This is a genomic window from Corynebacterium suedekumii (assembly GCF_030252185.1).
Lineage (GTDB): Bacteria > Actinomycetota > Actinomycetes > Mycobacteriales > Mycobacteriaceae > Corynebacterium > Corynebacterium suedekumii.
Map to the genome: position 1 here is coordinate 609308 of NZ_CP126970.1, position 16692 is coordinate 625999.

General features: G+C 72.0%; 12 protein-coding genes. 6 read left to right on the forward strand and 6 right to left on the reverse strand.

Annotated elements, in window-relative coordinates:
- Positions 1 to 18 precede the first annotated feature (18 nt).
- Positions 19 to 2439, forward strand: a complete 2421-nt coding sequence (locus QP029_RS03050; RefSeq protein WP_284875397.1) for an alpha-(1->3)-arabinofuranosyltransferase domain-containing protein — start codon at positions 19 to 21, stop codon at positions 2437 to 2439.
- A gap of 661 nt (positions 2440 to 3100) precedes the next feature.
- On the opposite strand, the gene QP029_RS03055 is transcribed toward QP029_RS03050, so the two are convergent.
- Positions 3101 to 4309: an acyltransferase family protein gene (locus QP029_RS03055; RefSeq protein ID WP_284875398.1), complete on the reverse strand. Its 1209-nt coding sequence runs from the start codon at positions 4307 to 4309 to the stop codon at positions 3101 to 3103.
- Between the two features lie 70 nt (positions 4310 to 4379).
- Between QP029_RS03055 and QP029_RS03060 the strand changes: the two genes are divergently transcribed.
- Positions 4380 to 5600, forward strand: coding sequence for a porin PorA family protein (locus QP029_RS03060; protein ID WP_284875399.1), 1221 nt, complete (start codon positions 4380 to 4382; stop codon positions 5598 to 5600).
- An 11-nt stretch (positions 5601 to 5611) separates the two neighbouring features.
- Positions 5612 to 7072, forward strand: coding sequence for an MmpA family trehalose lipid delivery protein (locus tag QP029_RS03065; RefSeq protein WP_284875400.1), 1461 nt, complete (start codon positions 5612 to 5614; stop codon positions 7070 to 7072).
- On the opposite strand, the gene QP029_RS03070 is transcribed toward QP029_RS03065, so the two are convergent.
- Positions 7005 to 8114 carry a glycosyltransferase family 4 protein gene (locus tag QP029_RS03070; RefSeq protein WP_284875401.1) on the reverse strand — a complete coding sequence of 370 codons (1110 nt, stop codon included), beginning with the start codon at positions 8112 to 8114 and terminating at the stop codon, positions 7005 to 7007. The genes QP029_RS03065 and QP029_RS03070 overlap by 68 nt on opposite strands.
- Positions 8115 to 8153: 39 nt before the next feature.
- On the opposite strand from QP029_RS03070, the gene QP029_RS03075 reads away from it, so the two are divergent.
- Positions 8154 to 8912 carry a class I SAM-dependent methyltransferase gene (locus QP029_RS03075; RefSeq protein WP_284875402.1) on the forward strand — a complete coding sequence of 253 codons (759 nt, stop codon included), beginning with the start codon at positions 8154 to 8156 and terminating at the stop codon, positions 8910 to 8912.
- A 162-nt stretch (positions 8913 to 9074) separates the two neighbouring features.
- Here the strand turns inward: QP029_RS03075 and QP029_RS03080 are convergent, their stop codons facing one another.
- The 4 genes from QP029_RS03080 to QP029_RS03095 all read right to left on the reverse strand — a co-directional run bounded on the left by QP029_RS03080 (position 9075) and on the right by QP029_RS03095 (position 14979).
- Positions 9075 to 10904 (reverse strand): phosphoenolpyruvate carboxykinase (GTP), encoded by a 1830-nt coding sequence (locus QP029_RS03080; RefSeq protein ID WP_284875403.1) that lies wholly within the window; start codon positions 10902 to 10904, stop codon positions 9075 to 9077.
- Between the two features lie 119 nt (positions 10905 to 11023).
- Complete coding sequence (locus QP029_RS03085; protein WP_284875404.1) at positions 11024 to 11434, reverse strand: hypothetical protein; 411 nt, start codon at positions 11432 to 11434, stop codon at positions 11024 to 11026.
- Positions 11435 to 11452: 18 nt separating this feature from the next.
- A complete protein-coding gene (locus QP029_RS03090; protein ID WP_284875405.1) occupies positions 11453 to 12664 on the reverse strand; it encodes a hypothetical protein in 1212 nt (403 codons plus the stop codon).
- Positions 12665 to 12750: 86 nt separating this feature from the next.
- A complete protein-coding gene (locus QP029_RS03095; protein ID WP_284875406.1) occupies positions 12751 to 14979 on the reverse strand; it encodes a GNAT family N-acetyltransferase in 2229 nt (742 codons plus the stop codon).
- 181 nt (positions 14980 to 15160) lie between these two features.
- Here QP029_RS03095 and trmB point away from each other — a divergent pair, with 181 nt between their 5' ends.
- Together trmB and QP029_RS03105 are read left to right on the forward strand one after the other, a co-directional pair.
- A complete protein-coding gene (gene trmB / locus QP029_RS03100) occupies positions 15161 to 15973 on the forward strand; it encodes a tRNA (guanosine(46)-N7)-methyltransferase TrmB (RefSeq protein ID WP_284875407.1) in 813 nt (270 codons plus the stop codon).
- 28 nt (positions 15974 to 16001) lie between these two features.
- Positions 16002 to 16679: an NYN domain-containing protein gene (locus QP029_RS03105; protein ID WP_284875408.1), complete on the forward strand. Its 678-nt coding sequence runs from the start codon at positions 16002 to 16004 to the stop codon at positions 16677 to 16679.
- The last annotated feature ends 13 nt before the right edge of the window (positions 16680 to 16692 follow it).

The following is a 16692-nucleotide window of genomic DNA, read 5'->3' on the forward strand; positions in this document are numbered from 1 at the left end:
CGGCGACTCCCCACCGCCATGAGGCACCGGGCGCAGCAGCGCCGCCTCCCACCCACCCTCCTGCCCCATGCCCTGGGCATCGTGGTCCTGGCGGTGGTGATCTTCCTCCAGTCCCCTGGTCTGACGGCGGCGGACACCAAACATGACCTCGCGGTCGACCCGGCCGGATTCCTCGTCGGCGCCCTGCACGCGTGGACCGACATCTTCCCCCTCGGCCAGCTGCAGAACCAGGCCTACGGCTACCTCTTCCCGCACGGCGCCTTCTTCGTGCTCACGGATCTTCTCCCCGACTGGGTGGCCCAACGCCTGTGGTGGACGCTCGTCCTGGGCGTCGGTTACTCCGGATTCCTCCTGCTGCTCACCCGCCTGCAGGTGGGCACGACCGGGTTCCGGGTGCTGGCGGCGTTGCTGTTCGCCCTGTCGCCGCGGTCGCTGACCACGCTGACGGCCATCTCCTCGGAGACGTGGCCGGTCATGCTCGCCCCCTGGGTACTCGTGCCGTTGTTCGGCCGGCTCGGCTGGCGGGCGGTCGCGGCGGCGGTGCTGCCGGTCGCGCTCATGGGGGCGGTCAATGCCACGGCCACCCTGGCGGCGTGTGTCCCCGCCGGCCTGGTCCTCCTGTGGCGGCTGCTGCGGCGGGACCGGTGGGCGGGCCGGGCCCTGGGCGCCTGGCTGGCCGGGTGCCTGGCGGTCAGCCTGTGGTGGATCGGCCCGCTGCTCATCCTCGGGCGCTTCTCGGCACCGTTCACGGACTACATCGAGTCGAGCTTCGTCACCACCCGCTGGCTCAACCTCATCGAGATCCTCCGGGGCACGACGAGCTGGGCACCGTTCGTCGACACCGAGCGGGTCGCCGGCAACGCACTCGTCTCCTCCCCGACGTTCGTGCTGTTCACCGTCGCCGTCGCGGCGCTCGGCCTGTGGGGGCTGACCCTGCCCACCACCCCGCACCGGCGGGTGTGGGTGGGCATGCTCCTGGTCGGCGTGGCCGTCCTCGGCGCGGCCCACGGCCCGTTCGCCGCCCAGTGGCTGGCCTTCCTCGACGGGGCCGGAGCCCCGCTGCGTAACCTGCACAAGTTCGACCCGCTGGTGCGCCTCCCGCTGCTCGTGGGGCTGGCCGGGCTGGGCGCCCAGCTGAACCTGCCGGTGACGCGGGCGCAGATGTGGTCGCCGGGACGCCGGGAAGCGGCCGGTGCCATGGTCGTCCTCGTCGTCGCCGCGGCGCTCGCTCCCGCCTGGTCGGGCCGGCTCCTGCCACGCGGGGCCTACGAGCACGTGCCGGCGTACTGGCAGGAGGCGACGAACTTCCTCAACGCCGAGGCCGCGGGCACCCGTACGCTCATCACCCCGCCCGCCTCCTTCGCCCGCCAGGACTGGGGGTGGACCCGCGACGAACCGGCCCAGCCGCTGCTCGACGTCCCGTGGGCCACCCGCGATGCCGTCCCGCTGGTGCACCCGGAGGCGATCCGGGGCCTCGACGGGGTGCTCGCCGTGCTCCATGACGACCCCGCCGCCGGCGCCGCCGCACTGACCCGGCTGGGCATCGGCGCCGTGCTCATCCGCCACGACCTCGCCGAGGGGGTCGCCGCGATGGACCCGCTCGACGCCGACGCGCTCGCCGAGGCCGGCGGCACGGTGCGGGAGTTCGGCGCGGACGGCCAGATCGAGGTGGTGATCCTCGACCCGTCCGCCGACCTCGCCCTCTCCGCAGCCGACCCGGTCCGCGTCGCCGGCGGCGGGGAGTCCCTCGCGCTGCTCGACGCCCACTCCGGCCCAGCTCCCCGCGAACTCGTGGCCGCCGACGCCGACGTGGTCACCGACACCCCGCTGCTTACCGTCCGCAACTACGGCACCCTCGACGGCGCGGTCTCCGCCCCGCTGGCCACCCTCGCCGAGGGGTCCGACGTCCGCAACGCCGTCCCCGACTACCCCTCCGCCGGGCCCCTGACCCGTGTCGTCGAACACGGCGGGCAGGTCACCGCCGCCAGCTCCGCGGCGGACGCCACCAGCTTCGGTGGGGCGGACCCGGCGCGCTCGCTCACCGCGGCCGTCGACGGTCATCCGGACACCGCGTGGTGGCCCACCCCGGCCCCGCCGAGGGTCAGTGGCTGCAGGTCCGCCCCGATCAGCCGTTGGTTGATCCGGTGGTCACGGTCACCGCCACCGATGACACGACCGTGCGCATCAACTCCGTCGAGGTCTCCCTCGAGGCCGAGGAACCGACCGAGATCGCCCTGCGCGGGCGCACCGACGCCCTGCGCCTCACCCTGGCGGAGCCCACCCCGGTGGGCATCGCGGAGGTGTCCATCGACGGCGCGCCGGTCGAACGGGTGGTCACCGTGCCCGACACCTCCCCGGACGTCCGCCAGTTCGCCTTCCAGCGCCTGGTGGTGGACACCGGCGTGCTCATCCGCGAGTTCACCGCCCCGCGCCCGATGACCGTGCGTATCGACGCCCCCACCGACCACGAGGTCCGCATCAACGACGCCGTCCACGTCTCCGGCGACCTCATCGACCTGCCCGCGGGCACCCACCGCCTGGGCACCGACGCGGAGTGGGTGACGCTGACCGAGGAGGGCTCTGAGCCTTCCCCACCGGCCACCTCCACCGGACGGGACATCACCGCGGCCGGGGAGGACCGCCTGCTGCTCACGGGCAGGGCCGCCAACCCTGGACTACGCGCCACCGTCGACGGACAGGCACTGGAGCCGGTGACCGTCGACGCCGCCAGCCAGGCCTTCCGACTGCCCGCCGGGGTGTCCGGCACGGTGGAGTTCTCCTTCGCCGGCGACCCCGCCTACCGGGGCTTCCTGTTCGGCGGCGGGATCCTCGCCCTGCTCACCGCGGTGGGGTGTGTCCTCGTCCTGGCCCGGACGCGACGCGGGCCGGCACCCGACCTGCCCGAGACGGGGTCCGGGATCGGCCTGCAGGTCCTCGGGGCGGCCAGCCTGGTCGTGGTCGCCGGGTGGCCGGGCCTGCTCGCCGGGGTGGTGGCGCTGGTCATCCGCCGGATCACCGTCTTCCCGGCCGGGCTGCTCGCCGCCCTGCTCGTCGGCATCGCCGGTGCGTGGCTGGCGCGTGGACCGTGGCCGAGCGGGACCTACGCCGGGGATTCGGACGTGCTGGCGTGGCTGTGCGCCGCGGGTCTAGCGTGCGTGCTGCCGGGCGCGTGGACAGGGACTGAGCCGCGGATCCGCGCCCGCAGTCGCCGGGTCCAGCGGGAGGACGGTTCCTCCACCAGCACATAGCTGGCGGCCGACACCGGGATCGTCAGCGCGAGGGTCACGGCGAGGACGGGGAAGAAACCGCCCTGGAAGGGGCCGACGCCCAGCAGGGGGAACGCCAGGGAGAGCAGGGCCACGTGCCAGAGGAAGATGCCGTAGGACCAGCGGCCGAGGGCCTGCATCGGGGCGGAGGTGAGCCAGCCGGTGCCGGGTGCGAGGGCGTGCGGCACCACGACGGCGGCGGCGAAGACTGTGCCGGCGAGCACCCGGCGGAGGAACTCGGCCGGTTCCGGGTGGGTGAGGCCGACGGGGCCGAACCATTCCTGCCCGGCCACCCACGCGGTGACCATCGCCACCGCCCACCACAGCCACCGCGCCCGCAGGAGGCGGTCCACCCGGGCGGGGACACGACCCTCCACCTCGGCGGCGAGCATCCCGACGGCGAACCACGCGCCGTAGGCCGGGGGCCAGATCTGCCGGTTGGGCACCCCCTCGGCGGGGCTGGCCTCGACGAAGGGGAGGAACGCCCAGGTGAGGCTGAGCACCGCCACCCCGAGGATCGCGAGGATCCGGCCGCGGCGGGGCAGACGGCCGATGCTCAGGGCGAGCAACGGCAGGGCCAGGTAGAAGCCGACCTCGACGCTGAGCGACCACAGGTGTGTCAGCCCCGGGGCCAGGGCGTCGGGGACGTAGACCTGGGTGAGGGTGAGGTTGGCCAGGATCTGCGTCCCGCTCATCGACGACGCCTCCGGCAGCAGGAGGATGACCGCCACCACACACACCAGGTAGGCGGGCAGGATGCGCCCGGCGCGGCTGAACAGGTAACGCCCGACCCGGCCCGCGGTGTGGTCGCCGCGGTGCCGGCGCCACAGGAGGAAGGCGGAGAGGGCGAAGAAGACGGGGACGAAGAAGTCGAAGCGCGCGAGCAGGGAGCCGGCCGGGCTGGTGGGGTCGAGGCCGGTCTGGAAGGCGACGTGGGTGAGCACGATGCCCAGGGCGGCGACGGCGCGCAGGCCTTCCAGCGAGGAGATGCGCCCGGCTTTGTAAGATGGGGCCGACACAGCAGGTGTCGTCGGTGTGCTCACGCCGTCACCTTTCCCGCTGTCCCGATGGCCTTTCCGGAGTTATCCGGCGATCTTAGTGGAAGGACCGGCCGTGCCCCAGACCCGGAAGACCCGGACTACCCGGACGACCCGGAGTGTCCGCCCGCGGTCCCGGCGATCCGTCGTCGTCGCCTTCCTCGTCGCGGCGCTGCTGTTCATGGCCGGCTCGTTCATCGCCCCGCTGACCATCCAGCTGCTCAAACCGCTGCCCACGGACTACGACGCCACCTTCCGCACCGCCGAGACCTCCGCCCTCGTCGCCGGCGACACCGTGACACCGGCGAACGCGGACCGCCCCGAGTGCGCCACCCCGGATCTCGCCCCGCACTCCTGCTTCGTCGACGAGGTGGCGGCGGTGTCCACGCAGCACACGACGACCCACCCGACGGACACCCGCACCGAGATCACCGCCGAGACCACCCGCGAGCTGCTGCTCGACGGTGAGCCCACGGCCCGCCTCGACGACGAGGTCCGTCTGGCCCGCTCCTCCGGTTACCCGGTGTCCGACCCCGTCAGCCGCCTGGTCATCGACGCCCCGGGACTGCCCGGCGAGCTGGCCCCGGAGCCGTTCATCCGCACCGGCCTGCAGTACTTCTTCCCCTTCACCCTGGAGCGCCGCTCCTACGACTACTTCGACACCACCGCGCAGCTGACCGTTCCCCTCGACTACGTCGGCGAGGGCGAACACAACGGGCACGAGGCCTACGAGCTCCACCACACCGTCACCGCCGTTCCCCTGGCCGAGGCCGTCGCCCGCGCCTACCTCCACCCCACCGAGCTCACCGCGGAGCCCCCGCCGTCCGGGGGCGCGTTGTTCGGCCTGCTCAGTGATGAGCAGCGGGCGATGACCCGCGCGGGCCACACCTCCGGGCCGGCCAGCCGTTTCTTCTCCGATGAGGAGCTGGCGCGTTTCGGCTTCACCGGCGGTGAGATCGTCGCGGTCAGCCCCTTCTACTCCGTCGAACGCACCCTGTGGGTGGAGCCGCGCACCGGCACGATCCTCGATGTCGCAGAGAACGTCCACGTCCAGCTGGCCACCGACCAGCGACAGGCCGAGGAGCTGGCGTTCGACACCTCCCCCGACCGGGTCCTCTTCGCCGCTGAGAGCCGCTGGGACGGGGACACGACCGCCCAGCAGCGTGCCGCCGCGGACGAGGTCGTGCCGTGGCTGCGGGTCCTGCAGATCTTCGCGGTGCTGATGAAGGCGGCGTCCTTCCTCGTCGCCGCGTGGGCCGTGGTCACCATCGTGCGTCACCGCCGGGAGCGTCCCTGAGCCCCGCCCGCTTGTCGACGCCCGCGGTCCCCCTCGCCGGCGTCCTCCTCACCCTGCTCCTGTGGCCCCTGGCCCTGCCGGGTGATCTCGCGCTGCGGGACATGCTCGTCCTCGACTCCCCCGCCCTGAGTCCGTCGGCCCTCGGCCTCGGCGACCTGGCCGCCCGCAACGTCCCCCAGGACGGCCTGCTGGCGGTGGCCGGCCTGCTGCTGCCCGCCTCCTGGGTCGCCCGCCTGCTCATCCTCGCGGGTGGCGTCGCCGGGGTGGTCGGCGCGGTGTGGCTGGCGCGACTGGTCGGCGGCGGCCGTCTCGGGGCGTGTGCCGCGGTGACGGTGGTGCTGTGGAACCCCTTCGTCGTTGAACGACTCCTGCAGGGCCACTGGTCGCTGGTCATCGCCGGGTGGCTGCTGCCGCTCATCGCCGCAGCCGCCCTCGCGGGCCGGTGGCCGGTGGCGTGGCTGGCCATGTGGGCCGCCTCGCTGACCCCCACCGGCGGGCTTCTCGCCCTGGTCACGGGCGTGGCGGTGGCGCGGGGGCGGCGGGGCTGGACGGTCCTGGTCGGGCTGGCGTGCTCTCTGCCGTGGATCATCCCCGGTCTGCTCGGCGGCTCCACCGCCGCCGGCGACTCGGTCGCCGCATTCGCCCCGCGTGCCGAGGCCCACGTGGGCACCCTCGGCGCCCTTCTCGGCCTCGGTGGGGTCTGGAACGCCGACGCCGTGCCCGCCTCCCGGGAGTCCGGCTTCGCCCTCGCCGGGGTGGCGCTCTTCGCGCTTCTCCTGCTCGGTATCCGTCGGGTGCCCGTCCCGCTGCTGGTGCTCGCCGGGCTGGGCCTCGGCGGGGCGGTGGCCGCGTGGCTGCTGCCTGGCCCGTTGGCGTGGGCGGTGGCGGAGATCCCGGGGGCCGGGCTGCTGCGCGACGCCAGCAAACTCACCGTCCTCGCACTGCCCGCCTATGCGGCACTGGCGGCGTCGTCACGTCCCTGGGCGGCCGGCCTGGCGATCGCCCTCGCGCTCCTCCAGGTCCCCGATGCGCCGCGGGCGCTGGCCCAGCTGACCCCGGTGCACCTCGACGTCGACGAGGAGCTGGTCGCGCGTGCCGACGGCCGCGACACCCTCCTCGTCGACCATCCCCCGCTCATCCACCGCCCGGACGGCCGGCCCGTGATCCACCCCCTGAACAAGGCCCTGGCAGCCGTCGAGTCGGGGGCGCTGGTGGTCGACGGAGAGGTGGTCGATCAGCCGTCACCCCGGTGGGTTGCCGCCCACCAGGCGTGGCGGGCCGGCGACCTGGACACCCTCGCCGATCTCGGCGTCGGGGTCATCGTCGACGGCGACCGGATCGTGGAGACCACCGCCCCCGCCCGCCCGATCTGGCCCGGCCTGCTCCTGCTGGCCGGGTGGCTGCTCATTCCGCCAGTTCTCGCAGCAGCTGCTCGAAACGCGCGCCCGTCGTCGCCCACGAGATGTCGGTGACCCACTCCCGCGCGGCGGTGCCGAGGCGGGTGCGCAGGGCGGCGTCGTCAAGCAGGCGGGCGGTGAACCGGGTGAGCTCGGCCGGGTCCGCGGCGAGCAGACCCGTCTCCCCGTCGTGGACGGAATCGCGCAGGCCACCGGCCGTGCGGTAACCGACCGTGGGCACCCCGTGCTGCGCCGCCTCCACCACCGCCAGGCCCCACCCCTCCTTACGCGAGGGCATGAGATGCACCGCCGCGCGGGCGAGCAGGGCGTGCTTGTAGTCCTCCGTCACCTGCCCGTGGAAGGTCACCCGGTCCGCGATGCCACGCCGGCGCGCGTACTCCCGCAGCTCATCCTCCCACCAGCCGGAACCGATGACGTCCAGGCACAGATCGCGACCCGGGGACAGCTCCGCGAGCGTGTCCATCGCGTGCTCCAGCTGCTTGTGCGGCACCAGCCGCGACAGAGTCACCAGATGCGTCGTCGGACTCGGCGCCAGCGTGGGCACGGACGCCGGCACCGGATCGATGCCGTTGCCGATGATCGTGATGTCGGCGGCGGTGACCCCGATGTCCACCAGATCATCCTTCGACGCCTGCGACACCGTCACATACGGCGCACCCCGGTACACCCTTGGTGCGACATGCCGCTCCAGGAACCAGCCCAGCCGCGCGATCAGCGGGCCCGCCACCGGCCACTGCTCCCGGTGGCAGTGATGGGTGAGCAGCACCGTCGGCGCACCCGTGACCAGGCGGGCGAAGAAGGGGATGCCGTTCTGCGTGTCCACCACCGCATCCAGGCCACCCAACGTGCCGATGCCCACCCGCCCCAGCAGGATCCCGCCCAACGCCTTCGGGTACACCGAGAACTTGCCCCCGCTGCGCGAGAACCGCACCCCGTTGCGTTCCGACCGGCGCGGCGCATCTGTGTGCCCCGCCGTCCGGTAGACCACCTCATGCCCCCGCGCCGCCAGGTACTCCCCGACCCGCTCGAGATAACGCTCGGAACCGCCACCCTGCGGATGGGTCGAGTCACGCCAGCACAACAGAAGGATCTTCATGACGACGGTCAGCCTACCCGGACATGGCACCATGGAGGAATGCTGTCAGCCACCCGTCAGCGCGCCACCCTGCGCCGCTCGTGGACCCTGCTGCGGGCCCTGCGCCACGAACAGACCACACCGGAGAAGTTCTACCGCCCCCTCGCCCGGGACACCGCCTCCCTGCTCGAGGCCCTGCACCGCGACCTGCTCGGCACCTCACTGCGCGGCCGCCGGGTCCTCGACGTCGGCGGCGGCCCCGGCTACTTCGCCGACGCCTTCGCCGCCCGCGGCGCCACCTATGTCCCCGTCGAACCCGACGTCGGCGAGATGGCCGCCGCCGGCATCACCGTGCCCGGCGCCGTCCGCGGCTCCGGCCTCGACCTGCCCTTCCGTGACGACGCCTTCGACCTCGTCTACTCCTCCAACGTCGCCGAACACGTCCCCGACCCCTGGGCCATGGGCGACGAGATGCTCCGCGTCACCGGCCCCGGCGGACTGTGCGTGCTCAGCTACACCGTGTGGCTCGGCCCCTTCGGCGGCCACGAGACCGGCGTGTGGGAACACTACGTCGGCGGCGACTTCGCCCGGGACCGCTACACGGCCCGCCACGGGCGGGAACCGAAGAACGTGTTCGGCCGGTCCCTGTTCGCCGTGTCCTGCGCCGACGGTCTGCGCTGGGCGCGGTCCGTGGCCGGTGCGGAGCTGGTGGCCACCTTCCCCCGCTACCACCCGTCGTGGGCGTGGTGGCTGGTCCGGGTGCCACTGCTCCGCGAGTTCGGTGTGTCCAACCTCGTGGTGGTGCTGCGGAAGAACTGACCACCCCCATTCCCGCCGGGTTTGTGCATTGTCGCCGGGATCAATCCCGGCGGAAGTACTCACACCCGGCGACCCGCCCGCAACCACCGGAGCCGGACAGAGAACCGCCCTCCCGGGACCGAGGTCAGCCGGGAGGGCGGAGGTCTTCACAGGCGTGTGAGGCTACTTCTTGGCGGCCTCGATGCGCTCCTTGAGCTTGCCCATCTGCTCGTGGACCTCGGAGGGGACGCGCGGGCCGAGGAAGGCGAGGTACTCCTCGTTGTCGGCGATGTCACGCTCCCAGTCGGACGGGGAGGTGGACAGGGCCTCCTCGACGTCCTCGAGCGGGGTGTCCAGACCGGTCAGGTCCAGGTCCTCGACGCGGGCGGTGTAGCCGACGACGGTCTCGTCGGCCTCGACCGTGCCCTCGATGCGGTCGACGACCCACTTGAGCACGCGGGAGTTGTCGCCGAAGCCCGGCCACAGGAAGCGGCCGTCCTCGCCGCGGCGGAACCAGTTGACCAGGAAGATGGCCGGCATGCGGTCGCCGCCCTTGTTGCCCATGTCGATCCAGTGCTGCAGGTAGTCACCGGCGTTGTAGCCCATGAACGGCAGCATGGCCATCGGGTCGTGGCGCAGGGAGCCGACCTTGGCCTCGGCGGAGGCGGCGGTCTGACCGGAGGACAGGGTCGCGCCGATCATGGTGCCGTGCTCCCAGTCGAAGGACTGGGTGACCAGCGGGACGGTGTCGGCGCGGCGGCCACCGAAGAGGATGGCGTCGATCTTGACGCCCTGCCAGTCGTTGAACTCCGGGGCGGCGACCGGGCACTGCTCGATCGGCACACAGTAGCGGGAGTTCGGGTGGGCGGCGTTGGTGCCGGAGTCCGGGGTCCAGTCGTTGCCCAGCCAGTCGATGAGGTGCTCGGGCTTGTCGCCGTCCATGCCCTCCCACCAGACGTCGCCGTCGTCGGTGAGGCCGACGTTGGTGAACAGGGTGTTGCCCGGCTCCATGGTCTTCATGGCGATCGGGTTGGAGGCGTAGTTGGTGCCCGGGGCGACACCGAAGAAGCCGTTCTCCGGGTTGACGGCGTAGAGGCCGTCCTCGCGCAGCTTGAGCCAGGCGATGTCGTCGCCGACGACCTCGGCGGTCCAGCCCTCGATGGTCGGGGTGATCATCGCGAGGTTGGTCTTACCGCAGGCGGACGGGAAGGCGGCGGCGATGTGGTAGCTCTTGCCCTCCGGGGAGTTGAGCTTGAGGATGAGCATGTGTTCGGCCATCCAGCCCTCCTCCTTGGCCATGACGGAGGCGATGCGCAGGGCGTAGCACTTCTTGGCCAGGATGGCGTTGCCGCCGTAGCCGGAGCCGAAGGACCAGATCTCCTTGGTGTCCGGGAACTGGGTGATGTACTTGGTGTCGTTGCACGGCCACGGCACATCCTCCTCGCCCGGCTCGAGCGGGGCGCCCACGGTGTGGAGGGCGTGGACGAAGTCGCCGTCGGTGCCGATCTTGTCCAGGGCGTCCTTGCCCATGCGGGTCATGACCTTCATGGAGAGGACGACGTAGGCGGAGTCGGTGAGCTGGACGCCGAGCTTGGGGTCCGGATCATCGATGGGGCCCATGCAGAACGGGACGACGTACATGGTGCGGCCCTTCATGGAGCCGCGGAAGACCTCGGTCATCTCGGCCTTCATCTTCGCCGGATCGGCCCAGTTGTTGGTCGGGCCGGCGTCCTCCTCCTTCTCGGAGCAGATGAAGGTACGGGACTCGACGCGGGCGACGTCGTCCGGGTTGGAGCGGGCGAGGAAGCTGTTGGGGCGCTTCTCCTCATTGAGTTTGATCAGGGTGCCGGCGTCCACCAGCTCCGCGGTCAGTCGGCCCCACTCCTCCTGCGAGCCATCGGCGAAGACGACCTTCTCCGGCTGGAACAGCTCCACTGCCTCTGCAATCCAGGAAAGGAGCTTCTCGTTGTCGGTCGGTGCAGGCCCCTGCAGGCCCTTGATGGCAGTGGTCATGTGTTCTCCTGACATGTGCGTCACTCGGCAGAGTTCTCTTTTTACAGGTTATCTATTTCGGGACGATCTCGGGCACCTCTCCCGGGTCCCGGATCATCCGGCGGTGATGACCAGCCCGTTTATCCTTGTTCAATTCGGAGCCATGTGCCGGTTTGTTGATCTACGCCACTACGCGGCGCCCCCTTTCCGGGGGTGGAATCGGCGGGCAAACCCCACGATGCGGCCCGTCCGTCCGCTCCGGTGTGGTCGTCGCCACCCGCCAGGCCCCAGGCCGCCCGGTGCGGGTCGGCCGAGTACACGTCAAATCCGCCGTCGCCGTGGATGCTGGAGATGTGGTCGATCTCTCCGTCCCCGTCCAGATCAGCGTAAATGGTAATTCCATTGCTGTCGCTGAGGGTGACGGAATCGGCGCCCGCCGCCCCGAGCGCGTACTCCTCCCCACCGAGCCGCAGGGTCAGGTCACCCTCCCCCGCGGGGGTACCCGCCGCGATCACCTCGAGCCCGTGCAGGCTCAGCCACCACTGCTCCATCGTCTCCTCCGTCTCCACTCAGTCCTGCGCCCGGGCCAGTTCCCGCCGCAGCCACGCACCAGGCCCGGTGCTGGTCATACCCGGCGCGGCGAGGTGTCGCCGGAGGTGGGCACCTTCCCGCTCCGCCCACCTCGCCCATGCGTATCGACGCCCCGACCGCCACCGCAGCCAGCCCGTCACCGCCGCCACCGCGCACCCGGCGACGACCGCCCCGGCCGGGTGCAGCGCCCAGGTGAGTCGGCCCACCGTGACGCCCGCGGCCGCGGCCACCAGCAGGGCCTGTGCCATGACCGGCAGCGGGTCGGGCCGCGGGCCGAGCATCCGCCCGTGGTCGGCGGCCAGGGTCCCGAGATCCGCGGCGACACCGGCCCCGTCCTCGCGGGCCCGGTCGAGCAGGCGGGTGAGCTCGGCGTCCGCGTGCGCGAGACGGCGTCGCTCCAGCCCGGCGGCCGCCCGCTCCCAGGCGCCCGGCCGGGCGGTGGGGAGGGTGCGGGGACGGGCGAGGGCGAGGTGGAGGGCGTCGAGAAGCGGGAGGCCGGGACGCACCACCGTGCCCTCGACGCCCGCGGGGAGCGGGGCGGTGGAGACGAGCCGGCCGGTCCGCCGGGCGGCGTCGGCGAGCGTGACGGCATCGGCGTCGGTCCAGCCGCCGGGCGGGGCGGCGGCGATGACGGCGTCGACCTCGGCGTGATCGACCAGGTCCGTCCCGGACAGGTCCGCGACCGCCACGGCGCGGGTCGCCGGGTCGGGGCCGATGACGGTGACCTGGGGGACCCGGGGTGTGGCGGACAGCGCCGGGGCCACGCCGGCGATGGCGGTCAGGGCCGCCGCATGTCCGGGGTGACGGCGCGCCAGGGCGTTCAGCTCCCCGGCGAGCAACCGGGTACGCACCGTGACCAGCGAGGCCTCGATCTCCGCCCGGAGCCGCTCCGGCGACCGGAGGTCGGGCACGACGAGGATGAGGCACGGCCCCGCCTCGACGCGGGCGCGGATCGCGGCGGTGAGGGGACCGGGGTGAGCGAGCACGGCGGCGTCGACACCCGGGCTCAGCGCCGGCCACGTGACGGTGACCTCCCGGATCCCCTCCCACCCCAGCGGGACCGGAGCGGCGAGGGTGCAGGCGCCGACCCGGGGCGGGCCGGTGAGCTCGTGCAGGACGCGGCGCAGCTGGACGCCGGCCGGGCAGCCGAACTCGCGCGCGTGGGCCCAGTCGGCTGCGCGGATGAACATGTCGGGTGTCTCCAACGGCCCTCCCCCGGAGCGTGTGGTGACCCCAGCATGACCCGTCCACCCGCCGCCCGCAACCGGAGCCCGGCTTATCCGAGCGCGTTGCGGGCCCGATGGGCCCGCGCGTGCGCCCATTCGCTGAGCCCGCGCACCGCACGCTCCGCGAGCAGGGACACCAGCGCCACCCGCCACGGGGCCGCCACGACCGTGCTCACATGGTACGACTGCGTCTGCCACGGTTCCTTGTAGTCACTCTCGCCGATCATGTGGTCGAACTCGGTGATACCGGCCTCCGCGCTGGCGTTGACCGTGTGCTCGATGAGCTGGTGGCCGACGGACAGATCGCGGTAGGCGGGATCGAATCGCGTCAACCAGGCCTCGGCCCGGCCACCGGAGAGAATCATGACGTCGAAGGCGGCGAGCTGACCACCCACCCGGAGCAGCACGATCCGCAGCGCGCCACGGTCCGCCTCCTCCGACAGGAACGACCGGGCGAACTCGCCGTGGACACCCGCGGTGAGATTGAGACGGGCCTCCTTCTCCGCCGCCTCGGCGACGGCGGCCACCCGGACCATCTCCGGCCACACCCGGGCGAAGTGCTCCGGTGACTGCACCACCTCGAAGGTCACCTCCCCCATCTCGCGGCCGGCCCGGTTGCGGGCGCTGCGCAGGCGCTTGAGAGAACGGCCGCTGCGCAGATCGGCGGCGGTGGTCCCCGGCGGAAGCACCGTGACAGGGCACACGTCATCGAGCTGATGGTTGAGGGTCCACCCGCCGTGATCCAGCAGGGCCCGCACCAGCGGAGAATCCTCCGGCAGGTGGGTCAGCGCCAGCGGGAGGCGTCGGCGGTGCAGGCCGTCGACCAGGGCCACCAGGGCGGCGTCATCCTCCGCGAGTGCCTCACCGACGGTGCCCAGGCCATGGCCCGTCAGCCGGCGCACCGTCACCGTGAGGCGGCTGCGGGTGTGCAGGGGCAGCAGGGCGACGAGCACGCCGTCCCGGTGGACCGTGGCCACGGACAGCCGCCCCTTACCCAGGGTGCGGAACCAGTTCAGGGCGTAGGAGGGGCGCGACGAGAAACGGGTGGAACACCGGTCCGCCAGCTCCCGCCACTGGGCGAGCAGCTCGTCGTCGACCTCGCGGTGCACACTGAACTCCATCGCGGGCCCCGGGGCCGCGGGCAGGTCCGCCGCCCGCGCCAGTTCGGCGAGGATCGTCTCCGCCGAGGCGGCCATGTCGTAGTGCGCGCTGGCGTGCCGGTGTCCGGCCGCCCCCATCCGGGCGCGCAGCTGCGGGTCATCGACGAGCCGGGTGAGGGCCTCGGCGACCGGCCCGGGGTGGTGGGCGTCGACGAGCAGCCCCGTCTCACCGTCGATCACCATCTCCGGGATCGCGCCGTTGGGGTGGGCCACCACGGGCAGGCCGGCGGCCATGGCCTCGAGGATGGCGTTGGGGGCCTGGTCGATGAGGGAGGGCAGGCAGAAGATGTCCGCGTCCGCGAGGATGTCCCACAACCGGTCCTCGCCCGGCTGGAGATCGTTGATCACCGTCAGCCCCTCCTCCGGCGGCAGGGTCTCCAGGGTGATGAGGGTGAGGTCGGCGCGGTCGCGGAGGTGGTTGCGCCAGACGTCGAGAAGCAGGGTGCCGCCCTTGCGTTCCAACGAGGTGCCCACGAACACGATCCCGGGGCGGCGGGCAGGGTCCCGGGGCGGGAGGGGCCGCGCGAAATAGGGCGAGTGGACGCCCATCTCCAGGTGTTCGACCTGCTGCGGTGGGAGTTCGTAGTCCGGGGAGGTCAGCGAGGTCTCGACCGCGCGGGAACAGGCGAACACCTTCGTCGCCGCATCGAGGACCGGGCGCTCGAAGGGGAGGTTGAACACGCTCATCGGCCCGGTGAACCTCGTCGGGGTGCGGTAGGGGATGCTGAACGCGTTGAGCCGCCCGGTGCTGTCGGTGGTGATGACCGACGGCAGGGAACGGAGCAGGTCGGCTCCACCGAGCAGGCAGTTCTGGGTGTAGACGTGCATGGCGTCCACCCCGCCCCGGGCGAGTCGCCGGCGGACCCGGCGGCGCATGTTCCACGAGTGCACGAGCTGCCCGCGAAGTGGTTGCAGGTCCAGGTCCAGGCGGGACAGCAGCGGCACCGGGGCCCGGAGGATCCGCCCGAGCAGCCCGGGATCCTCGCCGTCGATGAACTCCACGGTGACGTCGTCGCGCTCGGCGAGGATGGACCTGAGGGAGCGGTGGACGGTCCGGTGACCGCCGATGTTCTCGTTGACGAAGAGATAGTGCGGGACGCGGGCGGGGCGGGGCGACATTACTTTCCTTCGACGAGGACAGACACCGACAACTGTCGGCTGGCGGGGACGATTCGAATCAGTCTCCCATATATTTACTTTCAACGGCACACACCGGCGAACCTGTTACCCCCTTGTCACCTGCGCGGTCACCAGCGCGGGAAAATTGAAGTTTGACCATCACAAGGGAAGAATGGGACTGATGTCTATCTCCGATTCTCCTGACACTTCCGCAGCTGGTTCTGCCGCCGGTTCCGGCGACGGTCGACCGCTCGGCGACCTGCCCGCCGGCCGCCCCCTGCAGACCGACTTCGGCGACGACCGCGACTACCCGCGCCTCGGTGCCGTGAGCTTCCGTCGCGGCACGCTCACCGAGAACCAGGAGAAGCTCTGGGAGGAGCACTGGCCGCGCCTCGGTCGGCTGCTCGACGACGAGCTCATCGACCTCGACGCCTGGTTCGGCCGTTCCGGTGCGCGCACCATCCTCGAGATCGGCTCCGGCACCGGCACCTCCACCGCGGCGATGGCCCCGCTGGAGGCGGACACCAACATCGTCGCGGTCGAGCTGTACAAGCCGGGCCTGGCGAAACTGCTGGGGTCGGTGGTCCGGGGCGGCATCGACAACATCCGGATGGTGCGCGGCGACGGCGTGGAGGTGCTGGCCCGGATGTTCGAGCCGGCGTCCCTCGACGGCGTGCGCATCTTCTTCCCCGACCCGTGGCCCAAGGCGCGGCACCACAAGCGCCGCATCATCCAGTCGGGCACCCTGCACCTGATCGCCACCCGCCTCAAGCCGGGCGGGGTCCTGCACGTGGCCACCGACCACGCCGGGTACGCGGAGTGGATCTCCGAGCTCGTCGACGTGGAGCCGCTGCTGGAGTACCGGGGCTGGCCGTGGGCGCAGTGCCCGCAGCTGACGGACCGGCAGGTGATCACCAAGTTCGAGGGCAAGGGCCTGGACAAGGACCACACCATCACCGAGTTTCTCTGGCAGCGCAGCAACGCGCCTGCCTAACCCCTATTTTCTGTGAATTGAGACAACCGTGAGCGACCTTCACGAATCGACCCACCACTACGGCTCACCGGCCACCGGCGGCCCCGACAACCTGCTGCTCGTGTGGGACGCCCCGAACCTGGACATGGGCCTGGGCGCCATCCTCGGCGGCCGCCCCACCGCGGCGTACCGGCCCCGCTTCGACGCCATCGGCCGGTGGTTGCTGGCCCGCGCCGGGGAGCTCTCGCACACCTCGGGCACCCACGTCGAGGCGGAGGCGACCGTGTTCACCAACGTCACCCCCGGCGGGGCGGATGTCGTCCGCCCGTGGGTGGAGGCGCTGCGTAACGTGGGTTTCGCGGTCTTCGCCAAGCCGAAGACCGACGAGGATTCCGACGTCGACCCGGACATGCTCGCCCACATCCGCCGGCGTCACGCCGAGGGTGTGCTCAAGGGCCTGGTCGTGGCCTCGGCGGACGGCCAGAACTTCAAGGAGACCATCGACGAGCTCGTCGCCGAGGGCCTGCCCGTCACGGTCCTCGGTTTCCACGAGCACGCCTCCTGGGCTGTCGCCTCCGACACGATCACCTTCGTGGACCTGGAGGAGATCCCCGGGGTGTTCCGGGAGCCGCTGCCGCGCATCAGCCTCGACGCCCTGCCTGACGAGGGTGCCTGGCTCCAGCCGTTCCGTCCGCTGTCCGCACTACTGTCGGGGCGTTCGCACTAGCCCTGTCCGGAAG

Coding starts and splice junctions, on each gene's coding strand:
- QP029_RS03050 (WP_284875397.1), top strand. CDS start 19: ATGAGGCACCGGGCGCAGCAGCGCCGCCTCCCACCCACCCTCCTGCCC.
- QP029_RS03070 (WP_284875401.1), bottom strand. CDS start 8,114: ATGAAGATCCTTCTGTTGTGCTGGCGTGACTCGACCCATCCGCAGGGT.
- QP029_RS03075 (WP_284875402.1), top strand. CDS start 8,154: ATGCTGTCAGCCACCCGTCAGCGCGCCACCCTGCGCCGCTCGTGGACC.
- QP029_RS03080 (WP_284875403.1), bottom strand. CDS start 10,904: ATGACCACTGCCATCAAGGGCCTGCAGGGGCCTGCACCGACCGACAAC.
- QP029_RS03085 (WP_284875404.1), bottom strand. CDS start 11,434: ATGGAGCAGTGGTGGCTGAGCCTGCACGGGCTCGAGGTGATCGCGGCG.
- QP029_RS03090 (WP_284875405.1), bottom strand. CDS start 12,664: ATGTTCATCCGCGCAGCCGACTGGGCCCACGCGCGCGAGTTCGGCTGC.
- QP029_RS03095 (WP_284875406.1), bottom strand. CDS start 14,979: ATGTCGCCCCGCCCCGCCCGCGTCCCGCACTATCTCTTCGTCAACGAG.
- trmB (WP_284875407.1), top strand. CDS start 15,161: ATGTCTATCTCCGATTCTCCTGACACTTCCGCAGCTGGTTCTGCCGCC.